The organism is Microbacterium sp. A8/3-1, assembly GCF_040267695.1.
In the GTDB taxonomy this organism is placed as follows: Bacteria; Actinomycetota; Actinomycetes; order Actinomycetales; family Microbacteriaceae; genus Microbacterium; species Microbacterium luteolum.
In genome coordinates, this window is sequence record NZ_CP158357.1 from 2,612,714 (window position 1) to 2,638,638 (window position 25,925).

Annotated in this window: 20 protein-coding genes; 4 read left to right on the forward strand and 16 right to left on the reverse strand. The window is 67.7% G+C overall.

Annotated features, from left to right (window positions below; all coding sequences use genetic code 11):
* Positions 1-68: 68 nt before the first annotated feature.
* From ABS642_RS12795 to ABS642_RS12855, 13 genes are all read right to left on the reverse strand, one after another.
* Positions 69-1,622 carry an SDR family NAD(P)-dependent oxidoreductase gene (locus ABS642_RS12795; protein ID WP_350350364.1) on the reverse strand — a complete coding sequence of 518 codons (1,554 nt, stop codon included), beginning with the start codon at positions 1,620-1,622 and terminating at the stop codon, positions 69-71.
* A 10-nt stretch (positions 1,623-1,632) separates the two neighbouring features.
* Entirely contained in the window at positions 1,633-2,622 is a 990-nt protein-coding gene (locus ABS642_RS12800; protein WP_350350365.1) for an ROK family protein, read from the reverse strand.
* Positions 2,619-4,286: an ABC transporter ATP-binding protein gene (locus tag ABS642_RS12805; protein ID WP_350350366.1), complete on the reverse strand. Its 1,668-nt coding sequence runs from the start codon at positions 4,284-4,286 to the stop codon at positions 2,619-2,621. Before ABS642_RS12805 ends, ABS642_RS12800 begins: the two co-directional genes overlap by 4 nt.
* Positions 4,283-5,161, reverse strand: a complete 879-nt coding sequence (locus tag ABS642_RS12810) for an ABC transporter permease (protein ID WP_282214950.1) — start codon at positions 5,159-5,161, stop codon at positions 4,283-4,285. The genes ABS642_RS12805 and ABS642_RS12810 overlap by 4 nt, the downstream gene beginning before the upstream one ends.
* Positions 5,158-6,174 carry an ABC transporter permease gene (locus ABS642_RS12815; protein ID WP_282214951.1) on the reverse strand — a complete coding sequence of 339 codons (1,017 nt, stop codon included), beginning with the start codon at positions 6,172-6,174 and terminating at the stop codon, positions 5,158-5,160. The genes ABS642_RS12810 and ABS642_RS12815 overlap by 4 nt, the downstream gene beginning before the upstream one ends.
* Before the next feature lie 34 nt (positions 6,175-6,208).
* Complete coding sequence (locus ABS642_RS12820) at positions 6,209-8,017, reverse strand: peptide ABC transporter substrate-binding protein (RefSeq protein WP_350350367.1); 1,809 nt, start codon at positions 8,015-8,017, stop codon at positions 6,209-6,211.
* Positions 8,018-8,174: 157 nt separating this feature from the next.
* Complete coding sequence (locus tag ABS642_RS12825) at positions 8,175-9,662, reverse strand: M81 family metallopeptidase (RefSeq protein WP_350350368.1); 1,488 nt, start codon at positions 9,660-9,662, stop codon at positions 8,175-8,177.
* Between the two features lie 61 nt (positions 9,663-9,723).
* Positions 9,724-10,860, reverse strand: coding sequence for an ROK family transcriptional regulator (locus ABS642_RS12830; RefSeq protein ID WP_350350369.1), 1,137 nt, complete (start codon positions 10,858-10,860; stop codon positions 9,724-9,726).
* Positions 10,861-11,011: 151 nt separating this feature from the next.
* The gene (locus tag ABS642_RS12835) at positions 11,012-11,770 is read right to left on the reverse strand and encodes a glucose 1-dehydrogenase (RefSeq protein WP_350350370.1); all 759 of its coding nucleotides are present in this window, start codon (positions 11,768-11,770) and stop codon (positions 11,012-11,014) included.
* A 21-nt stretch (positions 11,771-11,791) separates the two neighbouring features.
* Positions 11,792-13,135, reverse strand: coding sequence for an NAD(+)/NADH kinase (locus ABS642_RS12840; protein ID WP_350350371.1), 1,344 nt, complete (start codon positions 13,133-13,135; stop codon positions 11,792-11,794).
* Positions 13,132-14,748 carry an aminomethyl-transferring glycine dehydrogenase subunit GcvPB gene (gene gcvPB, locus ABS642_RS12845; protein WP_350350372.1) on the reverse strand — a complete coding sequence of 539 codons (1,617 nt, stop codon included), beginning with the start codon at positions 14,746-14,748 and terminating at the stop codon, positions 13,132-13,134. The genes ABS642_RS12840 and gcvPB overlap by 4 nt, the downstream gene beginning before the upstream one ends.
* Positions 14,745-16,124: an aminomethyl-transferring glycine dehydrogenase subunit GcvPA gene (gene gcvPA, locus ABS642_RS12850; protein ID WP_350350373.1), complete on the reverse strand. Its 1,380-nt coding sequence runs from the start codon at positions 16,122-16,124 to the stop codon at positions 14,745-14,747. Before gcvPA ends, gcvPB begins: the two co-directional genes overlap by 4 nt.
* Positions 16,121-18,220 (reverse strand): beta-galactosidase, encoded by a 2,100-nt coding sequence (locus ABS642_RS12855; protein WP_350350374.1) that lies wholly within the window; start codon positions 18,218-18,220, stop codon positions 16,121-16,123. The genes gcvPA and ABS642_RS12855 overlap by 4 nt, the downstream gene beginning before the upstream one ends.
* Positions 18,221-18,368: 148 nt before the next feature.
* Here ABS642_RS12855 and ABS642_RS12860 point away from each other — a divergent pair, with 148 nt between their 5' ends.
* Positions 18,369-19,025 (forward strand): GntR family transcriptional regulator, encoded by a 657-nt coding sequence (locus ABS642_RS12860; RefSeq protein ID WP_350350375.1) that lies wholly within the window; start codon positions 18,369-18,371, stop codon positions 19,023-19,025.
* Positions 19,026-19,407: 382 nt separating this feature from the next.
* Here the strand turns inward: ABS642_RS12860 and ABS642_RS12865 are convergent, their stop codons facing one another.
* The 3 genes from ABS642_RS12865 to ABS642_RS12875 form a co-directional block, all read right to left on the reverse strand.
* Positions 19,408-19,854, reverse strand: coding sequence for a hypothetical protein (locus ABS642_RS12865; RefSeq protein ID WP_282214962.1), 447 nt, complete (start codon positions 19,852-19,854; stop codon positions 19,408-19,410).
* A 132-nt stretch (positions 19,855-19,986) separates the two neighbouring features.
* A complete protein-coding gene (locus tag ABS642_RS12870; protein WP_350350376.1) occupies positions 19,987-20,622 on the reverse strand; it encodes a hypothetical protein in 636 nt (211 codons plus the stop codon).
* A 333-nt stretch (positions 20,623-20,955) separates the two neighbouring features.
* Entirely contained in the window at positions 20,956-21,414 is a 459-nt protein-coding gene (locus ABS642_RS12875) for a hypothetical protein (RefSeq protein WP_350350377.1), read from the reverse strand.
* A gap of 549 nt (positions 21,415-21,963) precedes the next feature.
* Here ABS642_RS12875 and chvE point away from each other — a divergent pair.
* The 3 genes from chvE (at position 21,964) to mmsB (ending at position 25,902) form a co-directional block, all read left to right on the forward strand.
* Entirely contained in the window at positions 21,964-23,118 is a 1,155-nt protein-coding gene (chvE, locus tag ABS642_RS12880) for a multiple monosaccharide ABC transporter substrate-binding protein (RefSeq protein WP_282214966.1), read from the forward strand.
* A 67-nt stretch (positions 23,119-23,185) separates the two neighbouring features.
* A complete protein-coding gene (mmsA, locus tag ABS642_RS12885; protein ID WP_282214967.1) occupies positions 23,186-24,727 on the forward strand; it encodes a multiple monosaccharide ABC transporter ATP-binding protein in 1,542 nt (513 codons plus the stop codon).
* The gene (mmsB, locus tag ABS642_RS12890; RefSeq protein ID WP_282214968.1) at positions 24,724-25,902 is read left to right on the forward strand and encodes a multiple monosaccharide ABC transporter permease; all 1,179 of its coding nucleotides are present in this window, start codon (positions 24,724-24,726) and stop codon (positions 25,900-25,902) included. Before mmsA ends, mmsB begins: the two co-directional genes overlap by 4 nt.
* The last annotated feature ends 23 nt before the right edge of the window (positions 25,903-25,925 follow it).

Below are 25,925 nucleotides of genomic sequence, written 5' to 3' on the forward strand. Positions count from 1 at the left end.
ACCGCTTGACGATTCTTGCGCTGTCGCGATGCGGCATCCGCCGTTTCCTCGACGGCGCCCCAGTCGGGTCACCAGGGGCTGGGCTCGTAGTCCTTCAGGAACACGCCGTGGATGTCTTCGCCCGCCTCGCCGCGCACGATCGGGTCGTACACGCGGGCCGCGCCGTCGACCAGGTCGAGCGGGGCGTGGAACCCCTCTTCGGCGAGCCGCACCTTCGTGTAGTGCGGGCGTTCGTCGGTGATCCAGCCGGTGTCCACGGCAGTCATCAGGATGCCGTCGGTCTCGAGCATCTCGCCGGCACTCGTGCGCGTGAGCATGTTCAGCGCGGCCTTCGCCATGTTCGTGTGCGGATGCCCCGGCCCCTTGTACCGGCGGGAGAACTGCCCCTCCATCGCTGACACGTTGACGACGTATTTGCGGTGGGAATCGGATGCCGCCATCGACGCGCGCAGGCGGCTGATCAGCAGGAACGGCGCCGTGGTGTTGGCGAGCTGCACCTCGAGCATCTCGAGCGGATCGACCTGATCGATCGACTGCACCCAGCTGTTGGTGCGGTTGACATCCGGGACCAGTCCGCCCGCGTCGATCGCCGTGCCGTCTGCGTGCTTCTCGAGCGAAGACGATCCGGGCGCCATGGCGAGACGTGCGAGGTCCTCTGCCGTGAGCGCCTGACCACCCTGCTCGGCGATCGTGCCGCCGAGCGCGGCGACCGACAGCAGCGGATGCGCGTCGACCGAGGCCTGCAGCGCCTGCGGGTGCGGGTCGGCGGTGTGCCCGAAAGTCTCCATCTCGGGCAGCGGACCGTCGGGCAGCGGCTGCAGCTCGGCATCCGCCAGCAGCGAGTACGAGCCCGGCGAACGCCGCACGGTCTGCGCCGCGTTGTTGATGAGGATGTCGAGAGGTCCCTGTGCGGCGACCGAGTCGGCGAGCCCGATCACCTGGGCGGGGTCGCGCAGGTCGATGCCGACCACGCGCAGCCGGTGCAGCCAGTCGGCCGAGTCGGGGAGGGCCGAGAACCGGCGCACCGCATCGCGCGGGAAGCGCGTCGTGATCGTGGTGTGCGCGCCGTCGCGGAGCAGCCGCAGCGCGATGTGCATGCCGATCTTGGCGCGGCCTCCGGTGAGCAGGGCGCGCTTGCCGGTGAGGTCGGTGCGGGCGTTGCGCTTGCCGTGGCTGAAGCGCGCGCAGTCGGGGCACAGCTGGTGGTAGAACGCGTCGACCACCGTGTACGGCTGCTTGCAGATGTAGCAGTTGCGGGGCTTCAGCAGCTCGCCCGCGATCGGGGCATCCACCACGCTCGTCGCGAGGTCGTGCCCACGCGTCTCGTCGTCGATGCGGTCGGGAGCGCCGGTCGCGGTGCGGGCGACGACGGCCTTGTCGGCCTCGGCGATCGCGTCGCGGATCTCCTTGCGGCGCACGCGCTTGACGGCCTTGAACATCGCCGCGGTGGCGTGGCGCACGGCGACGAAGTCCGGATGCTCGTTGTCGATCTCATGCAGCTGCGACAGCACCCGCAGGGTCGTGGCGAGATCGTCGGGGTCGACACCGGCACCGAACTCGGGGTTCTCGAGCCCTGTTCCCGGGTCTCCGAGCTCGTCGAAGGGTCCAGGCGCGTCGGTCATTGTGCTGATTTTACGCGACTGTCCTGGGGGTTCGGTGCGTCGCAGCGTGCTGCCGCAGGAGCGCGGTGAGCACGGTGCCGTTCGCGCCGGCCCAGCCCCCGAGTGTCGCCGGCACGATCGGGGGCACCCGGTGGAAGGTCGCCCGCTCGCGCACATACCGCTCGGCCAGCGTCACCAGGTGGTGCGGCGCCTGCGCGAGGCCCCCGCCGATCACGATCGCTCCGGGATCCACCAGCGCGCACAGCGTGAGCAGAGCCTCCGCTAGCGCCGAGGCTGCGCGCCGCACGATGGCCGTCGCGGTCCCGTCACCCGACGCGAAGGCTTCGAGTAGCGCCTCGGGTCCGCCCTTGCCACCGGCATCCGCCCACGCCGCGTGGAGGGCCGGCGCTCCGATGATGGTCTCGAGGCATCCGCGCCGTCCGCACGAGCAGTCCCGGCCGTTCGGGTCGATCGTGATGTGGCCGAGCTCGCCCGCCGAGCCGTGCGCACCGGAGACGACGCGTCCGTCGATCACGTGCGCCCCCGCGATGCCGGTGCCGAGCGCGAGGACGAACACGTCGTCGATGCCGGCGCCCGCGCCCCAGGAGGCTTCTGCCACCGCGGCGGCGTGCCCGTCGTTGATCACGTCGACCGGCACCCCGAGAGCATCCGCCAGCTGGCGTCCGAGCGGAGTCCCGTCGAGCGCGGGGATGTTGGCCGAGCGCACCACGACGCCGTTCTGCTCGTCGACGATGCCGGGGATCGAGAGAACGAGCCGCGTCAGCGTGCGGTCGCCCCGCACTCGTTCGACGATCTCGGCGAGTCCGTCCGCGGGCGACGAGGTGGGAGTCGCGTTCCGGCCGCGTGCGAGCGGGGTCGGAGGCCGCGCGGTCGACGAGTCCGAGCGAGCGAGAAGGTGCTTGACGCTGGACCCGCCGACGTCGATTCCGAGCACGACCGAGACGTCGCCGCCCGTCGCTGCATCCGAGTCCCTCGTCGTGTCCGACGCGAGCGCCGTCACGGAGCCATCACCCGGGCGGCCGCGCGGGCCTCCCGTCGCAGCGCCTGCTTGTCGGGGTCGGGGACCGGGACGGAGGCGAGCAGACGCCGGCTGTACGGATGCTGCGGCGCGAGGAGCACGTCGTCGGCGGAGCCGGTCTCGACGATCTCGCCCTTGAGCATCACGGCCACGCGGTCGGAGATCTGGTGCACCACGGCGAGGTCGTGGCTGATGAACAGGCAGGCGAAGTGCATCCGCTCCTGCAGCGAGCGCAGCACATCGAGCACGGCAGCCTGCACCGAGACGTCGAGCGCCGAGGTCGGCTCGTCGGCGATGATCAGCTCGGGTTCGAGGGCGATGGCCCGTGCCAGACCGATGCGCTGACGCTGCCCTCCGGAGAGCTCATGCGGGTACCGGGTGGCGTAGTTCGCCGGCAGCTCGACCGCCTCGAGCAGTTCGGCCACGCGCGCTCGGCGCTGCGCCGCGGTGGTCGGGAGCTTGCGACGCTGCACGAGCATCGGCTCGGAGATCGCCTCGCCGACCGTCATCCGCGGGTCGAGGCTGGACCCAGGGTCCTGGAAGATCGCACCGACGCGTCCGCGCAGCACGCGCTCGCGCCGGCGACCGACACCGCCGCGCCCGACCTTCTCGCCGAACAGGGTGATCGATCCGTCCGAGAGCGGCAGCAGGCCCAGGGCGGCACGACCGAGCGTGGACTTCCCGGAGCCGGACTCGCCGACCAGACCGAGGATCTCCCCCGGAGCGATCTGCAGGTCGACGCTGTCGAGCGCGAGGAATGAACGCCCGCCGCGGCGATAGGTCACGCTGGCGCCGGAGAGCTCGAGCACGGCGTCCGGTCGCACCTCCTCCTCCACGCGCTCGACGACGGTCGCGAGGTCCGGCAGCGAGGGCACGGCGCTGAGCAGCTTCTTCGTGTAGTCCTCGCGCGGAGCGGTGAGCACGCCGCGCGTGTCGCCGACCTCGACCATCGTGCCGCGCAGCATCACGGCCACGCGGTCGGCGATGTCGGCGACGACGCCCATGTTGTGGGTGACCAGCAGGAAGGCGGTTCCCGTATCGGCGGCGAGGCGTCGGATGAGGTCGAGGATCTCGGCCTGCACGGTCACGTCGAGCGCGGTCGTCGGCTCGTCGGCGATGATCAACTGCGGCTCGCAGGCGAGGGCGATCGCGATGACCACGCGCTGGCGCTGACCACCCGACAGCTCGTGCGGGTAGCTCTTCGCCCGACGTTCGGGTTCGGGGATGCCGACGCGCTGCAGCAGCGCGACCGCGCGCTTCCAGGCATCCGCCTTCGAGACGCCGCCGTGGTTGAGGATCGCCTCGGTGATCTGGTCGCCGATCCGCATGCTCGGGTTGAGCGCGGTCATCGGCTCCTGGAACACCATCGAGATCTCGGCGCCGCGCACCTTGTTCATCTCCGATTCCGGCAGCGCGAGCAGCTCGCGCCCGCCGAGCCGGATCGATCCCGTGACGGTCGCCGAACGCGGCAGGAGCCCCAGCACGGCCATCGCCGTCACGGACTTGCCCGAGCCGGACTCGCCGACCAGCGCCAGCACCTCGCCCGTGCGGACTTCGAGGTCGATGCCCTTGACGGCCTCGACCGGTCCGTCCTCGGTGCGGAACGTGACGGCGAGGTCGGTGATCGACAGCAGCGCGTCGCTCATGCGGCACGTCCCTTCACGTCGAAGAAGTCACGGAGTCCGTCGCCGATGCTGTTGAACGCGCAGACCGTGAGGACGATGCAGAATCCGGCCGGGAAGATGAGCCACCAGGCTCCGGCGTACGTGTAGGTGATGCCGCTGGTGAGCATGGCGCCCCAGTCGGTCGCCGGCTTCTGCAGCCCCATCCCGAGGAAGGAGATGTAGGCGACGAGCAGGATCGCGTCCGCCACCTGGAACGTGGCGTTCACCACGATCGTGCCGACGGTGTTCGGCACGATGTGCTTGAGCACGGCCCGCGAGTGGGTGCCGCCCATGGCGCGGAGCGCGAGCACGTATTCGCGCGACTTCAGCGAGATCGACTCGGCGCGCACGAGACGGGCGGGCACGAGCCAGGAGACGAGGCCGATCACGCAGATCATCAGCGGCACGCTGGGCCGCAGGATCGCCGAGAGGATCAGCAGCAGGAAGGTCGCCGGGATCGCGATGCCCGCGTCGACGACGCGCATCATCACCGTGTCGACGACACCGCCGACGTAGCCGGCGATGGCTCCCCACAGAGTGCCGATGACGGTGGCCAGGATGCCGGCGGCCAGACCGATGAGGATCGAGATCTGCCCACCCATCATGAGCCGGCCGAGCACGTCGTAGCCGACGTCGTCGGTGCCGAGCGGGTGGCCCGGGCTGCCCGGCGGGAGCATCGTGCTGCGCAGGTCGGTGTGGATCTGATCCGTCGGGTGGATCAGCGGCCCGACGAAGCAGAACAGGAGGAAGAGCGCGATCGTGACGATTCCGAACACGGCGAGCTTGTTCTGCAGGAATCGGCGCATGCCGCGCTGACGCGGGGTCAGCGTGCGGGTCAGGATGGTCGTCGTGCTCACGAGAGCTCCTCACGGGTGCGCGGGTCGAGCAGCGCCTGGATGATGTCGGCGAGCAGCGAGCCGATGACGGTCGCGAGCGCGATGACCAGGATGCAGCCGAGCAGGACGGGGTAGTCGGAGGTCTGCGCCGATGTCCAGAACAGCAGCCCCATGCCGGGGTAGTTGAAGAGCGACTCGACGACGATCATGCCGCCGAACATGACCGGCAGGTAGTAGCCGAGCATCGCGATGACCGGGGTGAGCGAGTTGCGCACGACGTGGCGGGTGATCACGACCGAGACCGACGTGCCCTTCGCCCTGGCGGTGCGGACGTAGTCCTCGGAGAGGTTGTCGATGGTCGCGGAGCGCATGTACCGCGAGAACGTGGCGATGATGCCGGCCGCCGCGGTCAGCACGGGGAGGACGAGGCCGGCGGGGTTGGCCAGCACGTCGCCGACGGTCTCGCCCTGCGGCGCCTGGGCTGGGACGAGCCGCAGCCACTGCGCGAACACGATCACGAGGATGAGCCCGAGGAAGAACGAGGGCGTGGAGTAGACGATGAAGTTCCACGTCGTCAGGATGTAGTCGGCGGCCTTGCCGCGGCGCACCGCCTGGAAGATGCCCATCGGGATCGCGATCGCGAGGGCGATCAGCATCGAGATGAGGGCGAGGATCAGCGTCTTCGGGAGACGCTGGCCGATGGCATCCGCCACCGGGCGATTCAGCTTGAACGAATCGCCGAGGTCTCCCTGGAGCAGCTGGCCCAGGAAGTTGAAGTACTGCTGCCACAGAGGCAGATCGAAGCCGTTCTCACGGTTGAAGGCTTCGATCTGCTCCTGCGAAGCCTGCATGCCGAGGATGCCGGCAGCCGGGCCGTTCGGCATGGCGAGGTGGAGCAGCGCGAACACGATCAGCGTCACGATGAGGATGACGATGCCGCCCTGGCCGACCCGCCTCAGCAGGTACCACCAGAACCGGCCGCCGCCGGGCCTCTCCTTCTTCTGCGCGCTCTGCGCTGCTTCCACCACACTCATGTCATCTACCTCTTGTCACTCGATCCGGGACGGATCACTTGGTCCAGGACCAGCGCTGCGGAAGGAACGACGCGCCCGGGTCCTGGTGGGCGATGTCGAGTCCGTCGCGCACGACCGAGACCTGGTACACCGGGTTCGGCATCCACATGACGGGCAGGTCGGTGGCGAGGAACTCCGAGTACTTCTTGGCGATCTCCGGGTCGGTCGAGAAGGCCATGGCCTGCACGAGCTCCTCGGCCTCGGGGTTGTCGTACTGTCCGGCGTTCCACTTGGTGTCCTTCGCGAAGACGCGCTCACCCGTGGCATACGGCGGGAAGTACCAGCTGCCCGCAGTGCCGAAGAAGACGAGCTCCCACGTGCACGCGCTGCCGGTCTTGCACTCCTGCGCCTGCGTGAGGACGGTGTCCAGCGGCTTGGAGTCGATCGTCATCTTGACGCCGATCTTGCCGAGCGACGACTGGATCTCCGCCATCATGTTGTCGGTCTCCTGCGAGCCGTTCTGCGTGGTGACGACGATCTCCGCCTTCTCACCCGCGGCGATGCCCTCGCCGCACTGGCCGGCATCCGTTCCGGCGTCGACGCACGAGAGGTTCCCGTCGGAGTCCTTCTCCCAGCCGTTGTCGGTGAAGAGCTTCTCCGCGGCCTTCAGGTCGAAGGGGTACGGGTTGTTCTTCTGGACGTCGGAGAGGCCGTTCGAGTCGGCCGTCTGCGGGATCGGCCCGTAGTCGGGGGTCGCGGCGCCGTGCCAGACGACCTCGGAGATGGTCTCCTGGTCGATGGCGTGCTGCAGCGCCTGACGCACGTAGAGCTGCTTGTAGAACGCGCCCTTCTCCGGGTTGGCGAAGTTGTAGGGCATGTACGTGATCGACCAGCCGGCCCACGGCTCGATGCTGTATCCGAGGTCGGTGAACTGCTTCTCGTTCGTCAGCTGCGAGCTGGTGACGTAGCCGTAGTCGACCTCGCCGGAGCGCACGACGTTCATCTCGGCATCCGCCGACGTGAACGGCAGGAACTTGACGTTCGGGATGCTCGGCTTGTCCTCACCGGTGTACTTCTTGTTCTCGGTGAGCTCCACCAGACCCGAGTCCGACCAGCTCTTCACCGTGTACGGACCGGCGACGGTCTTCCACAGGTCGTTGGTCGCGTAGGTCTTCATGTCCTCGGCCTCGGAGTAGAGGTAATCGAGCACCTGCGTCGCGCCTGCGGCGTCGCGGTCGAGGTCGCCGACCTCGCCGTCGGCACTGGTCTTGTCCCAGACGTGCTGCGGCATCGGGTAGATCAGGCTGAGCTGATTGCCGAGCAGGAACTCCTCGTTGTAGACCTTGTCCATCGTCAGCGAGAACGTCTTGTCGCCGATGGTGGTGAACGCGGTCACGTTGTCGGGCATCAGGCCGGCCGAGTAGCCACCGGTCTTCTCGCCGTTGAAGCGGACCAGGTTGTACCAGAACTCGACATCGCGAGACGTGACGGGCTCGCCGTCCGACCAGTCGAGGTCGTTGAGCGTGATCGTGATCGTCTTCTGGTCCTCGGAGAACTCGTAGGACTTCGCAGCGGAGGCCGCCTCGTCCCAGCCCATCTCGCCGTCCACGCCGTTGTATTCGAACAGGCGCGGCCACATGGTCGCCTTGATCGCGCTGTTGTGCGTCGCCATCTTGTCGGGCGTCGAGATCGGCAGGATCCAGTTGGGCCCGGTGCCGACCTGCAGCGCGAAGCTCACGGTGTCCTTCTCGGCGGCGGATTCGTTCCCGCCCGATCCGGCTCCGCACGCCGTGAGGGCGAGCGTCGCGACGGCGAGTGCGCCCAGCGGGGCGAGCATCCGGCGACGCAGCGTCTGAGTACGCAATGTAACCTCCTTGTTCCGATGCCGCACTGAAGGACGAGTTCGTCCGGTGTGCGACGCACTTTGAATCATGCCCGAAGCAAGTATCCCGAAATAGCCGGTTGCGTTACGGTTATGTAACTTACTTGCTTCGATTATGGATAAACGCGGCGTCGGGCGCTCAGCGGACGATCTCTGCGGCCAGGTCGGGGTCCGCGGCGAAGACATCGAACGGATGCATCGGACGCAGGATGCGGTGATGTCCCAGACGGTCGAGGTCCTGGTCCACCCCGCCGGGGGTCAGGGCCAGGGTCCAGCCGCGCATGGCGGCGAAGAGCTCGGGCTCGAGATAGCCGATCTTGGTGACCACGATCTGCGCGGATGCCGGATCGAGTCCGATCGCGGTGAAATCGGTGATCGCGTGGTACGCCTTGCGGAACTCCGTGACGATGATGTGCAGGCCGCCGCGGCGCAGGACCGCGACTCCCCCGGCATCCACATCGCCTTCGTGCAGGCTGTGCAGCACCGCATCGACTCGCACCGGGCCGTGCGGGCCGTCGTCGACACGAGCACCGACCTCGACCGAGACCTCGTCCCCGATCGCATGCCTGCGGAGGATGTCGAGCGCACCCTTGTCGAACACCGAGGCGCACAGGGTGACCGGCGCATCTTCGGAGGTGAGCTCCGGCTTCTGCAGCAGCTGCGCGAGCGTCCACGTGACGTCGCCCGTGCCACCGGCCCCGGGGTTGTCACCCGAGTCGCTGATGAAGTACGGGGTGTCGGTCGCCGCGAGCCCCGCCGCGACGCCCTCATCGAGGGTTCCGGGAGGGCCCACGAACTCGAAGTCGTCGCGCACATCCCAGAACGCCCGACCCAGCTCTTCGGCCGCCGCGGCGGTGGCGGCTTCATCGGTGCCGGTGACGACCACCGTCGCATGGCAGCGGGGTTCGTCGGCCCATGCGTACCCGATCCAGATCGCCGCATCCGTCACACCGGGTCGCGCCTCGATCTCGGGGATGCGGGCGTAGAGGCTCTTCGCCGGCTCGACCCTCGTGCTGGTCTTCTCGCCCGGCAGCAGGATCGGAACCCGCACCCAGGCACGATGCGGCGTGGTGCCGCTCTCGAGCGCCTCGACCAGGTTGCGGATCGCGCGGTCGCGCGTCTCCCAGGTGTCCTCGTGCGGGGCGAGCCGATAGCAGGTGATGAGGTCGACGTTCTCGATCAGGGTGCGCGAGACGTTGCCGTGCAGGTCCATCGAGGCCGAGACGACGACGTCCGAGCCGATGACCTCGCGGATCGCGGTGATGAGGTCGCCTTCGGCGTCGTCCATGCCGACCACGCTCATGGCACCGTGGATGTCGAAGAACAGACCGTCCAGTGCGCCGCCCTCGGCGACGAGGACGGCGAGCCCTGCGCAGATCCGCTTCTTGATGCTCTCGTAGACCTCGGGCAGGACGGCGCCGCCGGGGATCGAGCGGGCGTAGTAGACCGGCAGCCATTCGGCGCGGTCGGTCAGTTCGCCGTTGCGGATCGCGTCGTAGCGACCCGTGAGCTCTGCCCCCTCCACACGCTGGAAGGCGCGTTCGCCCGCGCGGTGCGGCGAGAAGGTGCTGGACTCGATCGCCATGCCGGCGATGGCGATTCGGGGACGCGCAGAGGTTTCAGCCATGCCAAAAGCTTAGACGTCGGATCGAAGGAAACCGAGCTGGTTCCTTCGCCTGCAGCAGTACTTAGGCCGAAATCGTAGTTTCCTCGAATCGGAGCTCAGCGTCGATCCGCGCCGGATCCAGAATGCTCTCGAGCATCTCCCAGCCCACGCCACGCGCCCCGGCAAGGGCACCCGCCCGGCTCACGTCGATCTCCAGCGAGTCGGTCGACATGGGCAGGCACAGCGTGAACAGCGCCTGTCGCACGCCGGCCACGAAGGCATCGGCCGAGGCCAGCCGCCCGCCGAGCGCGAGGGTCTGCGGGTTGAAGAAGTTGATGATCGTGGCGAGCACCTCGCCGGTGCGGGCCCCGGCCTCGCGGAGCAGCGCCGTCGCCTTCGGATGCGCGTTCTGCGCGAGCGCCAGGACATCGTCGAGCGTCTCGACCGACGCCCCCGCCTCCTTGAGCGCGTCGACGATCGCCGCACCGCTGGCCACCACATCGAGGCACCCGATCCGCCCGCACGAGCAGATCACCGGAGGAGCGTTGTGCAGCGCGACGTGGCTGATGTCGCCCGCGACCCCGCGGAACCCCCGGTAGACGGCCCCGTCCAGGATGATGCCGCAGCCGATGCCGCTGCCCGCCTTGACGAACACGAGCTGCTCGGTGCCGCCACCGCGCTCGAGGAACTCGCCCACGGCCATCGCGTTGGCGTCGTTGTCGATCAGGTAGGACAGCGAGGTGACGGAGCCGAGGACCTCGCCCACATCGACGCCGTTCCATCCCGGCATCCGCATCGGTGCGAGCAATCGCGACGTCCTCGAGTCGACGGGCCCGGGCAGGCTCATCGCGATGCCCTCGATCTTCAGCCCGCCTGCTTCCTCGGCGAGGCGCTGGGCGCTCTCCCACACCTCGCTGACCACGCTCTCCACGCCGTCGAGGAGCGAGACCTGGTCGATGGTCGACGCGACGATCTCTCCGCGACGGTCGAGCAGCGCGATCGTCGCGTGCCGCTCGCCGAGGTCGACTCCGGCGACGATCGTGCCTCCGGCCTTGACCGCGAGAACCCGAGGCCGGCGGCCGCCGCGCGACTCGCCCTGCCCGGTCTCCTCGACGTAGCCGTGGGAGATGAGCTCCTCGATGCGCAGCGCGACGGTCGAGGCGGAGAGGCCGGTCAGACGGGCGAGATCCGCTCGCGATTGCGCCCTGCCGGCGCGCACGAGACGGAAGAGTTCTCCCGCGGAATGTGAGGTGTGTGCCGCCGGTGTCACGCTGTCCTCGACTCATCTTGTTTCGGTGGTCAAACAAAGATACTGCCCAGGTGGAGCAATGTCACCCCGCGTGACACCGGTGGACGCGCGACCTCCGGCGCTACGCGATCCCGCCGCCGTCGACCACGAGCGCCGAGCCCGTGACGTAGGACGAGTCGTCGCTCGCGAGCCAGACCACGGCCTGCGCGACCTCGCGCGGCTCGCCCATCCGACGCAGCGGACGGTCGGCGGCCTCGGCGAGGAACGCGTTCGTGTCCTGCGCCAGCTGACGGGCCTCTTCGCGCAGCATCCCGGTGTTCACGTCGCCCGGATTGACCGAGTTGACGCGGATGCCGGCCGGCCCATGGTCGATCGCCAGCGCACGGGTCATGTTCACCACGGCGCCCTTCGACGCGCAGTACGAGATGGCCTGGCCGCCGCCCTTGAGCCCCCAGCCGGATCCGGTGTTGATGATCGAGCCGCCGCCCGCGGCCTCCATGATCGGCACGATGTGCTTGCACATGAGGAAGATCGAGCGCACGTTCACGCCGAAGACGCGGTCCCACTCCTCGACGGTCGTCTCGACGGCGGTCGTGCGGCGGATGATGCCCGCATTGTTGAAGACGACGTCCACGCCGCCGAACTCGGCCACGGCGGTGGCGATGACCCGCTCGATGTCGGGCTCGCTGGAGACGTCGGCGGCGATCGCGACGGCCGTGCCGCCTGCCTCGCGGATCTCGGCCGCGACGGCCTCGGCGGCTTCGACGTTCAGGTCGACGACGGCGACCGCGGCGCCCTCCGCGGCGAGCGCGATCGACGTGGCGCGGCCGATGCCGCCGGCGCCGCCGGTGACGATGGCCTTCTTGTTCTCGAGTCGCATGGGGGTTCCTTTCGGGTTCTTTCAGACGGGGGTGAGTTCGGGGGCGGTCACGGCGTACAGGCTGCTCGTGCCGATGCCGGTGATGATGCGCACATGTCCGGCGAGCTGCACGTCGAGTTCGAGATCGCCGGTGTCGACCAGTAGGGGTCGACCGTGCAGGTCGATGAGCTTCTGTTCAGGGGCGACGACGAGAAGTGGATCGTCATCGAGGGCGCGGAGCACGGATGCCGAGAGCTGCTGGTTGCCGCGGCCGAGCAGGAAGCCCTGCCCGCCGATGATCGTGACGACGGCCTGCGCAGGCCCCTGGGCGATCTCGGCGAGGAGCTGCTGCTCACTCGCGGCGCGCACGACGACCGCGCCGTCGAGGATCACGTCGACGCCGAGCGGGCTGCCGTCGACACCGAGCTGCCGGGCGATCTCGGCCGTGGTGCCGCCGGGGCCGAGCAGGTACCGGATGCCGGGCCGCATCCGGGCGACTGCTCCGCGCGCGGCGGACGCGACGGCGGCGGCTTCGGATGCCGGTGTCGCGGCTTTCCGCGCCTGGGTGCGACCGGCGAGGTACGGCACCTGCAGCATCGCGTGGAGAGTGGGTTCGACCCGCGCCCGGCGCATTGCGGCCTCGTCGATGTCGAGCACTTCGCGGTCGTCGGTGGGCAGCCCGCCGCGCGTCACCCAGTCCGCGGCGAGCGCTCCTGCCGCCCGCGGACTGACCGCGAAGACAGGGGAGTACATCTTCACGCCGGCCGGGATGCCGAGGATCGCCGGCATCCGGGGCTCGGGCTCCCGGTCGGTCGGTTCGCAATTCAGCAAGGATTCGCCGAGGAGACCCCCGGATGACCCTGAAGGGGTCGAATCCGCCGGTTCTTGCTGAATTGTGAACGCGGCACCGGCCGCACCGAGCCCGGCCGCCGCATCCCGCAGCGTCCCGTCGCCGCCCACGACGAGCACGAGGTCTGCTCCGGCGGCAGCGACTGCCGCGACAGCACGGGAGGTGTCTGCGGCATCCGTCGGCCGCACCGCATCAGGCAGACCCGCGGAATCAGGCAGATTCGGCGGGAAACGGCCTGATTCCACGTGTTCGCCTGATTCGGCGCGCTCGCGAGACGCACGGGACGGCGCATACGCGACGCACGGCACGAGGCCCGCTGCGCGCACGGCATCCGCTCCCATCTCCCCGGCTGCGGTCACGACCACGAGACCCGGATGCTGCGCCGCCAGCACCGTCAACGCCAGGGCCGCCCGCTCCTGCACGCGCGAACGCGCGCCGCGCGAGACCGCGAGACGCTGCACGTCCGCGCCGTCGGAGCCGGCCAGGCCCGCAGGCCCGCCGACTCCGGCGACAGGGTTGACGACCAGTCCGATCACGAGGCGATGGACTCCTCGAGGACCGACGGCCCGACGGCGTCCGCCGGCACTTCGCCGAAATACTTCCGCCGGTACGCGCGCCAGGTGACGGCCCAGAGCGCCGGGTCGTCCAACGAGTCGTGATGCGTGTGGTGCACGGTCTGGTTGTGCGGGGCCGTGCGCACGAGCTCCGGATCCTCGCGTGCCTCCTTGGCCACCCGGGCGAGCGCCGTGACATACTCGTCGATCTCGGCCTTCGAGTAGCACTCGGTCGGCTCCAGCGTGAACGGCTGCGGCACCACGTAAGGGTGGTGGCTCGTCCAGTAGTGGAAGCCGTAGTCGGCCATGCGGATGCCGATCTCCTCCGACGTGATGCCGGTGTCCTCGAACAACTCCTGCCACGAGTACCGCACCTGCTCGATGCGGCGTCGTCCGGTCGCGTAGGGCGCCGAGGCGCCCGGGATCTCGAGCACGCGAGACAGCAGGTAGTTGTTGTTCAGCACGGCGATCTGCGACGCGGTCAGCAGGCCTTCCGCGCCGAGCGCCATGATCCACGCGTACGCGCGCACCACGTGCAGGATCACGCCATGCGCCGGCGCGACGTGCCCGATCGAGAGCTCACCGGGTTCGCGGACCACGAAGCGGCCGTCGACCTTCTCGACCCGCTGCCCCGGAAGGAAAGGAGCCAGCGCCGCGGAGACCGCGTTCGCCGCAGCGCCGGGGCCGCCGCTGCCGTGCGGGGCGGAGAAGGTCTTGTGCAGATTGAACTGGCAGACGTCGAAGCCGGCGTCGCGGGCGCGGGTGATGCCGAGGATGCCGGCGGCGTTGGCCTGGTCGTACGAGGCGAGAGCGCCCACCGCGTGCGCGGCGTCGACCCACTCCCGGATGGCCGGGTTGTAGATGCCGGTGTCCTCGGGGTTGGTCACCATGATCGCCGCGGTCCGCTCGGACAGCGCGGCCTTCAGCGCGTCGAGGTCGGGGTAGCCGTCGGCATCCGGGTAGATCGTGATGATCTTGTACCCGGCGACCTTGGCGGCGGCGGCGTTGGACGGGTGGCTGAAGATCGTCGTGATGACCTCGTCGCGCTGATCCCCCTCGCCGCGGGACTCGTGGTACGCCCGGATCATCGCGATGTTGGTCCAGATGCCGGCGGATCCGCCGGGGGAGGCGAGCGAGACGGCATCCATCCCCGAGATCTCCTGCATCATCTGCTCGAGCCGCCAGATGAGCTCCAGAGCGCCCTGGGTGTCGTCGGGGTTCTGCGCCGGATGCAGCGCCCGCAGCTGCGGCACCTCGATGAGCTGATCGTTGATCTTCGGCGAGTACTTGATGGTGCAGGTGCCCTGGCCGATGTCGACGTTGAGGTCGGAGCCGAGGTTCTCCTGCGACAGCCGCAGGTAGTGCTTGAGCACACGCATCTGCGCGATCTCGGTCAGCGCGGGCGGGGCGGCACGCCGCATCCCCTCGGGCAGGTCGGCGAGCACGTCGCCGACCGCGTCGCGCACGGTCGGCTCGACCGGGGTGATCGACACTCCGCGCTCGCCCGGCGTCGACAGCTCGAAGATGATCGGCTCGTTCCAGCTGGCCTGGTGGAAGCGGCGCGGGCCGGTGGTGGGGGCGATGGGAAGGCTCATGCGCCGTGCTCCTTGGAGTCATCGGAAACGAATGCGGAAGCGGCGTCGGCAAGACGGTCGATGTCGGCGGCCGAGGTGGCCTCCGTCACGCAGACCAGCAGCGTCCGCTCGTCGAGCACGACCCCGGGCTCGATGCCCTGGGCGCGCAGCGCGGTGACGACGTCGGCGGCACGCGCGACGGCGAACCTCACCGTGAACTCGCGCAGGTGCAGCGCGGTGTCGCCGAGCTCGACGCCGGGCACCGCGGCCAGCTTCTGCTGCGCATAGCGCGTGCGGGCCAGCAGCAGCTCGCCCAGCTCGGCCATGCCGGCGGGCCCCATCAGCGAGAGGTAGACGCCGGTGGCGATGCCCCACAGCGCGGCGGCGGTGCCGACCCATTCCTTGCCTTCTTCACGCTGCGCGAAGGAGGTGCGCTCGTAGGCGACGTCGCCGAAGCCGTACTCTCCCGGCACGTCGGTGGATTCCAGCCCGAACAGACGTGAGGGCATCTCCATCACGAAACGCTCGTCGTCGTGCACGGCGATGAAGCCGGCATGGGCGCCGCCGAACCACTGGTGCAGCCCGAGCGACTGGATGTCGCCCGTGACGATGTCGGCGCCCTGCATCGAGGGCGGGGTCAGCACCCCGTAACCGATCGGGTCAGTGCCGACCACGACGATCGCGCCGACCGCGTGCGCGGCCTCGGCGATCTCGGCGAGCCGGGTCTCGACGGCGCCGGTCGCGCTGGGCGTCTCGATCCAGACGGCGGCGACTCCGTCATCGAGCTGCTCGCGGAAGGCGTCGAGGTCGGCGGTGCCGTCGGCCGGCGCGACCTGTTCGATCGCGAGGCTCGTGCGGATGTAGTCGTGCACCTTCGAGAGCTTCTCCGGCAGGACGTCGCTCAGCGCCAGCACACGGCCGCGGCCGGTGAGGCGTCCGGCCATCGCGAGACCCGTGGCCGTCGCCTGGTACCCGTCGTAGGTCGGCACGTTCACGACATCCATCGCGAGCAGCTCGGCCATCAGCGACTGGTACTCGAACAGCGCCTGGAAGCGTCCGTGGTCCTCGTAGGGCTCGCCGGCGTAAGCAGTGAGGAACTCGCTGCGGCGGATCACCTCGTCGACGACGGCGGGCACGTAGTGGTTGTAGGTGCCGGCGCCGAGGAAGCTCAGACGCTCCTCGGTCGAGCGGTTCGTCGCGAGGATGCCGCGCACGTGACGCGCGAGATCCTGCTCGGCGACGAGTGGTGCGGGCAGGTCGAGCGCGCGCTGCAGACGCAGCGACTCCGGCACGTCGGCGTAGAACTCCTCGACGGATTCTGCGCCGACGGCGGCGAGCATCGCCGCACGCGATTCGGGTGCCGTGTTGGGGATGTACGGATGCACGAACGTCGTCATGCTTCCTCCTTCGGATCGTGGTCGTGCAGAGGCGGGGCCAGGGTGGCGAACGGAATGGCGTCGGACCGGGGCGATGCAAGGACCGCGACGCCGTAGCGGTCGAGATCCAGACGCCCGGAATGACGGATGCCGGTGAGCAGATCGGTGCCCGCACCGGCGATCTCGAACGAGACCGGAGCGCGCCCGTGGTTCAGGTAGAAGGTGAAGTCGGTGTCGTCGTCGGCGCGGGTGACGACTTCGACGTCGACGTCGGTGCGGTCGCGGGCGGGGAGTCCGGCCGTGAGCAGCACATCCCGGAAGATCGGCAGCATCCCCTCGGGCTCGACGATCGCGCTGAGGTACCAGGCGGAGCCGGTGCCGATCGCATGGCGCGTGACGGCGGGGAGGCCGTCGAGCTCGCCGCCGACATACGTCCCGCGCACTTCGACGTCGCCGTCGGCCTCGAGCCACTCGCTCCACTGCGGCACGGTGAGGCTCTCACCCGCGTAGTCGATGAGCGAGGTCAGTCCGTCGGCGATCGGCCACTGCTCGTCGACCTCGATGCCGAGCAGGTCGCGCAGCAGTCCGGGCGCTCCGCTTTCGTGCACCTTCTCGGTCGCGTCCACGACGCCCGAGAACGGCCCGACCACCAGGTGCCCGCCGCGGTCGACGAACGCACGGAGCGCATCGGCCTGCGGCTGCTCGACGATGTAGAGGTTCGGCACCACGACCACGTCGTAGGCGTCGAACGGACCCGTGGCGCGCACGGCATCCGTCGGCTGGCCCAGCGTGTACAGCGCCCGGTGCCAGGCGCGGGCCTGCTGCGCCCACTGCAGTCGCTGCGACGGCAGCGACTCGACGGCGCTGATGCCCCACCAGGAGTCCCAGTCGACGACCAGCGCCACGCGCGAGCGCACCCTGCTGCCGCGCACCGGCTCGAGCTTCTTCAGCTCGAGTCCGAGCGCCTTGGTCTCCTGGAAGCTGCGCGACCGCTCGCCCCGGTGGCCGAGCATCGACGAGTGGAACTTCTCCTGGCCGTACCGGGCCTGGCGCCACTGGAAGAACATCACGGCATCCGATCCGTGCGCGACGGCCTGCAGGCTCTCGACGCGGATCTTGCCCGGCGCCTTCGGCACGTTCACGTCGCGCCAGCTCGTGGCGCTCGCCGACGATTCGAGCAGCAGCCAGGGCTGCCCGCCCTTGAGCGAGCGCATGAGTCCGTAGTTGAGCGCGGCGCCGACGTGCGAGGTCGGATCGGCGGGCTCGGGGTAGGCGTCGTCGGTGACGACGTCTTCGACCGCCGCGAAGTCCCAGTAGTCGAGGTCGCGGAACATGCTCATGAAGTTGGTGGTCACCGCGATGTCGGGTGTGACCTCGCGGAGCACGTCGATCTCGACCTGGAACAGCTCGAGCAGTGCATCGGACGAGAACCGCTCGAAGTCGAGCAGCTTGGTCGGGTTGACCGGACCGGGCGCCTTCTTCGGCGTCTCGATGTGCTCCCACGAGGTGTAGCGCTGACCCCACACGTTGACGCCCCAGGCTTCGTTGAGCCCGTCGAGGTCGCCGTAGCGGTTCTGCAGCCAGCGGCGGAAATGCCGTGCCGACTCCGGGCACCAGCACCGGGAGGTGTGGTCGCCGTATTCGTTCGAGATGTGCCACATCGCGAGCCCCGGGTGTGCGCCGTAGCGCTCGGCCATGGCGCGGGCCATGCGAGCGACGTTCTCGCGCCAGATCGGCGAGGAGGGGCAGTAGGTCTGCCGGGAGCCGAACTCGAGCCGGTGCCCGTCGGCATCCCACGGCGCCATCTCGGGGTGCGCGCGCAGCAGCCACGAGGGCGGGGTCGCGGTGGCGGTGGCGAGGTCGATCGCGATGCCGGCATCCCACAGCAGGTCGATGATGCGGTCGAGCCAGGCCCAGTCGTAGACGCCGGGTTCGGGCTCGAGCTGCGGCCAGCTGAAGATCGGCAGGCTGACCATGTTGACGCCCGCTTCGCGCATCAGACGGATGTCTTCGTGCCAGGTCTCCTCCGACCACTGGTCGGGGTTGTAGTCGCCGCCGTAGGCGAGCGCGTCGAGGCGGACGCGCCGGATCGGCTGGTCGGCTGCGGATGCGGGCACGACGGCTCCTCTCTGAGTTCTCCCCTGCGGTCACGGTCTCGCTCTGGCGCTTTTCCGGAACCGGTTGTATTCTGTATACACACACTAGGACGTCGTCCAGAGGCCGTCAACCCATAGGCTGACGGGCAGGCGGCAGAACGGGAGAGGCATGGCGATCGAACGCAGGAACCTGCGCTCGCAGGTGCGTGCGGAGCTTCTGGAGCGGATGCGAGCCGGCCTCGTTCAGCCCGGCGAGGGCATCAACGAGGTGCAGCTGGCCACCGAGCTCGGCGTCAGCCGCACACCCCTCCGCGAAGCACTCATCGCCCTGGAATCCGAGGGGCAGATCGAGAGCGAGAACGGCAAGGGCTTCCGGTTCGTGCCGCTCAGCGCCTCGGAGTTCCGAGACCTCGCTCCCGTCATGGCCACCCTGGAGAGCCTCGCCCTCGAGCTCAGTCCGCCCGACGAGCTGCGCGAGATCGGCATCCGTCTGAAGGAGATGGCGGATGCCTTCGCCGACGAGCTCGTCGAGCACCAGCTCGTCATCACCAAGGACGACGAGTGGCACAGCGTCATGCTCTCGGCCTGCCCGAACACCCGTCTGCTCGCGGTCATCGAGAGCGTGCGCAGCTCGTTCCACCGCTACGAGTCACTGCTCGTTCCGGAAGACGTGAAGGTCGAGCGCGTGGCCGCCGAGCACGCCGAGATCGCCCTCCGCCTGGCCGCGGGCGACATCCCCGGCGCCGTCGAGGCGCTGAAGCTCAACTGGCTGCACGGCATGCAACGCATCCTCGACAACGCCACGAGCAGCTACTTCACCGCGTAGCGAGCGCCGCATCGATCTCGTCTTCGCGAGGGCCGCGCAGTCCCGATCCGTTGCGAGGAACCAGAGTCAGCGAGATCTCTTCATCCGACTCCGTGAGCGACAGAACAAGGGCGGCATAGGACATGCTCGTGGCCTCCCGCCGATCTGAAGTAGTCACCCAGCCGGCGCTGGTGCCCTGCCTCTGCTCCCCGTCACGAGCAGCAAATTGCGCCTGCATGAACGCGAACGCGCCGCAAACACCAGCGGCGCGGTTCCGCGACGTTACCGCCGCCGCTGAGGCGGCCCCGGTTCGGCCGAGCGTCACGGCAGGGCCGCACAGCCTGCTCCTGGTGCCCTTCAACACGGAGGGTGCGTTGCCGGTGGGTCGTGAACGAAACCGGATTTACCAGTAACCTCGAAGCGCGTTTCTATAATGAGGATTCTCGCGAAGGTCAGGATGATCAGCTTCGATGCGCGCCCTGACCTGGGACAACATTTGCTCGGCAGCGTTCTGGAATTCGGACATCAATACGACCGAAGCCCCCGGCGCATATTCGGGCGTGATGACAACTTCATTCCCGCGCGGAATGAAGTCAATAATGACACCCGATTCCGTAAAGTCGAATACGTCGGGCCGCCCGAGACTCAAGGTGTCTCCAATCATTCGCATACAGATTGCAAAGTCTAGAATTGGAACCCAACCCCACTGCGCACTAATGTCTACGCTGGCGACCTTGAATATGATGTCACCGAGAAAGCAATCATACCGGAGAGAGACCTCCCCGACTTCGTGCCACACGACATCAGTAAGCGATGAATCACGATGGATGGCGAAGTCTAATTCGATCATTCCGCTCTCTTTCGAATGGAAAGGCCGTCTGTATGAACTCGTAGTGATCCAGCCGAATCCAGAATGCGCCCCTCCCCACCGGCGCATTGACCCGCTTGCCTTTGGGAACCTGCTGCGATCCGGTCAGTACTGCTAGTCCGACCGGTTCTTCGGGATGAAACGCCGACTCGTCTTGTCGAGCAACTCCACAAAGTTCTGTGCTTTCAAGGGCACAGGGGCCAATCTAAATTGATTCAATGGGTGCCCCTCGGGCAGCTCAAGAATTGTTGGCGAACCGCTTCGGGCTTCCAGCACATGGACTCCGTAGCTGTGAACGATTCTGGCGAGATCCAAGTTTGCATGCAGCGCAGGTCCGTCAAAGGGAAAACCCATGATTACATGACACTGATACGAGACGTTTTTCTTCCCCCACGTGAAGAACTCCCAATACAGTTCGGGATGACGAGAAATCATCAAATCACCAAGGTGAAGCGCGACGTCTTCGCAGACCGAGAGCGATACGCCGTCCGGAGTGTCGGTACCTGAGAGTGGACTCATCGCCTCCACAAACCAGTCGTTCAGTAGTTGCACATCCCGATCGCTACCGTCGAGCGAGTTCCCCACAGGCTCAAGCAAATTCCGCAGTGCGACGATCCGGTCCGACTTTGAGGTCATCGTACGCTCGAACTGAGCACGGGCCTCAGTCCGCGGCAGCTCTTGCAAAATCCAGTATGGATCTTGTTCGTTCAGCGGGTATGACGCCCAGCTTTCTATGGCACGACTTGCCATGTGATTCCATTCTTTGTCAGGCACTCGGCTAGCGGACCGCTCGGGCCGACGCGGTCGGTTGTGGGACTACGAGTGAACAGCCACTTGACACTATTGACCGTTCCCTCTGCGATCTTCTGCCCCCACGCCACGTCACCGCCAGCGGCTTGCAGATACTTCGTCGTCACGGCCGGAGCAGAACCCGCCGGATCCATCGTCCGCGACACGATCCGCCCCGACGCATCCCGCACGATCTGCACAGTGGTGCCGCCGTCCCGACATCCCGGGCGTCAGGAGACAGCCTGCCGGTGGCGGATCGCGAGTCCATCACCTGTCACTCGAACATCCGACGGACTATCGATCTGGGAGCTCTTGAATTCGGAAGTCCTTCGGCCCGACAGTCAATAGGAACTCCGCCACATCGCGCCGCCATACGATCTGCCGAAACGACTGGTATCCAGCGCCAAACCACTCGGGACTTGCCACCACGGGGCGCTCCAGAGCGAGAACCGCGGGCGGCGGCGGCGGCAAGACGTCCATCCCCACCGGCATCCACCTCACGACCCCGCACACGGCACACTCCTCAGCGGCCTCACCGTGTATCGGGGTGATCAGCTTCTCCAGGTCGTCCGGCTCGAACCAGCTGGCCGGGCTGGAATCAACAACCACCTGCACCGCGTCAAGCTCACCCTTCGGAGCGCGGACTGGGCGGAACGTCAAACCGAATTCAGATTCAGCTCGCGCTCGGAACTGCGACTCCATGCAGTAGACGTCATACTGCCAGAACGGCACCCAGCCGCCGGACACGGTCAACCCGCGACTCTGCAGAACGATCGAGCCGGACTGCGGATGTTGCGGCACCCCGCACACACGGCACCAACCGTCTTCCCCGTGCATCGGAGTCAGGCCCCATGAATCCTCGGGCCACGGCCACCCCCGATTCCGCCGCAGCACGATCTCCACATAGTCCGTCATCGCATTCCTCCAGATGAGCGTGCTGGTCCCAGGTCAGTCCTACACGCTCCCAGACGGAGGCGTCGAACCGGGACCGGAGCACCGCTTGGCCACGGGATCGGGCCCCGAGCGCACCACGTCATGTATGTCGACGTCAACCTAAAGTGGGAAGAGAGCGTCGGACACGACTATGCAAGAGAATGCGGTGTCTTCATGTCTCGAACTCTCTTGGCGTGGCGCTTTCCCGGAATCTCGGGAATGCGTCGCGCATCTCGCGAAAGTAACGAAATCATCACAGCCGCTTGACTTCGAGTCTCGAACTCAAGAAAGTGTGTCAAGCGAACCTTCACCGAAGCGGGTTCGCGGGCGTCGAGAGAGACGCCGCCGTTCACAGCGAAGGAGCTCGGAATGAAGAAGAAGTATGCACTGGCCGCACTCGGCCTGGTGGGGGCTCTCGCCCTCGCAGGATGCGGCGGCGGCGGCGCCGGCTCAGCGGGCGGCGGCGACGACAAGGGCTCGGTCGACAAGGGCGACCTCCTGATCGGCGTGTCCATGCCCACGCAGACCTCCGAGCGCTGGATCGCCGACGGCAGCGCCGTCGAGGCGGGCCTCGAGGACTCCGGCTACCAGGTCGACCTGCAGTACGCCGGCGACGACATCCCCACCCAGGGCCAGCAGATCGACCAGATGATCACCAAGGGCGCGGATCTCCTGATCATCGCGGCCATCGACGGCACCGCGCTCTCCTCGCAGCTCGACGCCGCAGCGGCTGCCAACATCCCCGTCATCTCGTACGACCGACTGATCCGCGACAGCGAGAACGTCGACTTCTACGTCACGTTCGACAACTACAAGGTCGGCGTCCAGCAGGCGACCTCGCTGCTCGTGGGCCTCGGCGTGCTCGACGCGGACGGCAAGGAGACCGACGTCAAGGGCCCGTTCAACATCGAGCTCTTCGCCGGATCGCTCGATGACAACAACGCGCACTTCTTCTGGCAGGGCGCGATGGACACGCTGCAGCCGTTCCTCGACGACGGCGTGCTCGCCGTGCCGTCGGGGCAGACCGACATCGAGCAGGCGGCGATTCTGCGCTGGCAGCAGGAGACGGCGCAGAAGCGCATGGAGGACCTGCTGACCTCGACCTACGGCAACGGCACCAAGCTCGACGGAGTGCTCTCGCCGTACGACGGCCTCTCGCGAGGCATCATCACGGCACTGCAGGGCACCGGCGGACTCGGCGCGAACATCGAGGCCGGCCTTCCGATCGTCACCGGTCAGGATGCCGAGATCGGCTCGGTCAGCCTGATCAACCAGGGCGTGCAGTTCGCGTCGATCTTCAAGGACACGCGCAAGCTCGCCGAGCAGTCGGTCGTGGTCGCCGAGGCCATGCTCCAGGGCGATGAGCCCGAGGCCAACGACACGAAGACCTACGACAACGGCGTGAAGGTCGTCCCGTCGTACCTGCTCCAGTCGGACATCGTCTACAAGGACAACATCACGTCGCTCCTCGTCGATTCCGGTTACTGGACCCAGGCCGAGGTCGACTCGGGCGTCGCCGAATAGTCCCTGACCGTGGGGCGCGCGGCCGGACGGCCGCGCGCCCCACAGCTCGATCGGAAGGACACCGTCCATGACGACAGCCATCCTGGAGATGCGCAACATCGAGAAGAGCTTCCCGGGGGTGAAGGCCCTCCAAGGCGTCGACCTCGATGTGAAGCCCGGCGAGATCCTCGCGATCTGCGGAGAGAACGGCGCGGGGAAGTCCACGCTCATGAAGGTCCTCTCGGGCGTCTACCCCCACGGCAGCTACGAGGGGGAGATCGTCTACGAGGGCGAGGAGGCGACCTTCGGCTCGATCAACGATTCCGAGAGCGTCGGCATCGTGATCATCCATCAGGAGCTCGCCCTCATCCCCCACCTCAGCGTCGCCGAGAACATCTTCCTCGGCAATGAACGCCGGGGTCGGGGCGGACTGATCGACTGGGACCGCGCCAACTCAGAGGCCTCCCGTCTGATGGCCCAGGTCGGCCTCGACGAGGACCCGACCGCCCCCGTGTCGCAGCTCGGCGTCGGCAAGCAGCAGCTCATCGAGATCGCGAAGGCTCTCTCGAAGAACGTGCGCCTGCTCATCCTCGACGAGCCGACGGCGGCGCTGAACGACACCGACTCGGCGCACCTGCTCGACCTGCTCCGGCGCCTGCGCGACGAGGGGATGACGTCGATCATCATCTCGCACAAGCTCAACGAGATCGCCGCGATCGCCGACCGCACGACGGTCATCCGCGACGGCAAGACGATCGTGACGCTCGACATGAGCGACCCGGAGTCGACGCAGGAGACGATCATCCGCGCGATGGTCGGCCGCGACCTCGCCAACCGCTACCCCGAGCGGACGCCGGACATCGGCGACGAGGTCCTCCGCATCGAGCACTGGACCGTGCACCACCCCACGCAGCCCGGCCGCGTCATGGTCGACGACGCGTCGCTGACGGTGCGCGCCGGGGAGGTCGTCGGGATCGCCGGCCTCATGGGCGCCGGACGCACGGAACTGGCGATGAGCGTCTTCGGCCGCACCTACGGACGGAACGCCAGCGGCAAGGTCTTCGTGCGCGGCAAGCAGGTCGACACGTCGACCACGAGCGCCGCGATCCGCGCCGGCATCGCCTACGCCACGGAGGACCGGAAGAAGTTCGGTCTCAACCTCATCGACGACATCCGCCACAACATCACGATGGCGTCGCTGCGCATGATCAGCCCCGGCGGCTGGATCGATGCGAACCGCGAGCTCAAGGTCGCCGAGCAGTACAAGGCCGAGCTCAACATCAAGTCGCCCACGGTCCTCCAGATGGTCGGCAACCTCTCGGGCGGCAACCAGCAGAAGGTCGTGCTGAGCAAATGGATCCAGACCGGACCCGACGTGCTCATCCTCGATGAGCCGACCCGCGGGATCGATGTCGGGGCGAAGTACGAGATCTACACGATCATCAATCGACTGGTCGCCGAAGGAAAGGGCGTGCTGGTCATCTCGTCCGAGCTGCCGGAGCTCCTCGGCATCTGCGACCGCATCTACACACTGGCTTTCGGCAGGATCACCGGCGAAGTGCCGATCGCCCAGGCAACCCAGGAGAACCTCATGCACCTCATGACTGTCGAAAGGACGGCCGCATCATGAACGGCGTCAGCAACCTGATGAGTCTCGCGACGCGGAATCTGCGTCAGAGCGGCATCCTCGTCGCGTTCGTCGCGATCGTCGCCTTCTTCGCGATCCTGAACCCGACGTTCCTCTCCCCCGGCAACATCACCAACATCATCCTGCAGTACTCCTACATCCTGATCCTCGCGATCGGCATGGTGATCATCATCATCGCCGGGCACATCGACCTCTCGGTCGGTTCCGTGGTGGCGCTGACGGGCGCGGTCGCCGCGGTCGTCGTGATCCGCGGGCAGTACCCGTGGTGGGTCGGCGTGATCGCGGCGATCGCCGTCGGTCTGCTCGTCGGAGCCTGGCAGGGCTTCTGGGTCGCCTTCGTCGGCATCCCGGCGTTCATCGTGACGCTCGCCGGCATGCTGCTGTTCCGCGGACTCACGTTCCTGGTGCTCCAGAACGTCTCGCTCTCGCCCTTCGGCGGCACGTATTACCAGATCGCGAACGGATTCATCAACGGACTCTTCGGCGGCTACGGCGTCGACGTGTTCACGCTCGCCATCTTCGCGTTCGGTGTCGTGGGGTACGCGGTCTGGCAGGTGCGCTCACGGCGATCCAAGATCGCGCATCAGCAGACGATCGAGGCACTGCCCTGGTTCATCGTCAAGATCGCCCTCGTCGCCGCCGTCGTGATGTGGTTCGGGTACCAGCTCTCGGTCAGCCGCGGTCTGCCGTTCGTCCTGATCATCCTGGCCGTGCTGATCATCGCTTACTCGGTCATCACGCAGAAGAGCGTGTTCGGCCGCCACGTGTACGCGATCGGCGGCAACCTGCACGCGGCGCTGCTCAGCGGCGTGAACGTGCGGAAGATCAACTTCTGGATCTTCGTCAACATGGGCATGCTCGCCGGTGTCGCGGGTGTCGTCTTCTCGTCTCGCACCAACGGCGCGCAGCCGGGCGCCGGCAACATGTTCGAGCTCGACGCGATCGCGGCCTGCTTCATCGGCGGCGCCGCGGTGACCGGCGGCGTCGGCCGCGTCGGCGGAGCGATCATCGGCGGACTCATCATGGCCGTGATGAGCAACGGCATGCAGCTCATGGGCCTCGACCAGGCGACGCAGCAAGTCGTGAAGGGCCTCGTGCTGCTGATCGCCGTGGCGTTCGACGTCTGGAACAAGCGTCGCGCCGGAGCCGCGCGCTGACCTCGGCGACGACGGCGCTGCGC

Coding starts and splice junctions, on each gene's coding strand:
- chvE (WP_282214966.1), top strand. CDS start 21,964: ATGAAGAAGAAGTATGCACTGGCCGCACTCGGCCTGGTGGGGGCTCTC.
- ABS642_RS12835 (WP_350350370.1), bottom strand. CDS start 11,770: ATGCGACTCGAGAACAAGAAGGCCATCGTCACCGGCGGCGCCGGCGGC.
- ABS642_RS12860 (WP_350350375.1), top strand. CDS start 18,369: ATGGCGATCGAACGCAGGAACCTGCGCTCGCAGGTGCGTGCGGAGCTT.
- ABS642_RS12870 (WP_350350376.1), bottom strand. CDS start 20,622: ATGGCAAGTCGTGCCATAGAAAGCTGGGCGTCATACCCGCTGAACGAA.
- ABS642_RS12865 (WP_282214962.1), bottom strand. CDS start 19,854: ATGATCGAATTAGACTTCGCCATCCATCGTGATTCATCGCTTACTGAT.
- ABS642_RS12805 (WP_350350366.1), bottom strand. CDS start 4,286: ATGAGCGACGCGCTGCTGTCGATCACCGACCTCGCCGTCACGTTCCGC.
- ABS642_RS12825 (WP_350350368.1), bottom strand. CDS start 9,662: ATGGCTGAAACCTCTGCGCGTCCCCGAATCGCCATCGCCGGCATGGCG.
- ABS642_RS12795 (WP_350350364.1), bottom strand. CDS start 1,622: ATGACCGACGCGCCTGGACCCTTCGACGAGCTCGGAGACCCGGGAACA.
- gcvPB (WP_350350372.1), bottom strand. CDS start 14,748: ATGAGCCTTCCCATCGCCCCCACCACCGGCCCGCGCCGCTTCCACCAG.
- ABS642_RS12815 (WP_282214951.1), bottom strand. CDS start 6,174: ATGAGTGTGGTGGAAGCAGCGCAGAGCGCGCAGAAGAAGGAGAGGCCC.
- mmsA (WP_282214967.1), top strand. CDS start 23,186: ATGACGACAGCCATCCTGGAGATGCGCAACATCGAGAAGAGCTTCCCG.
- gcvPA (WP_350350373.1), bottom strand. CDS start 16,124: ATGACGACGTTCGTGCATCCGTACATCCCCAACACGGCACCCGAATCG.
- mmsB (WP_282214968.1), top strand. CDS start 24,724: ATGAACGGCGTCAGCAACCTGATGAGTCTCGCGACGCGGAATCTGCGT.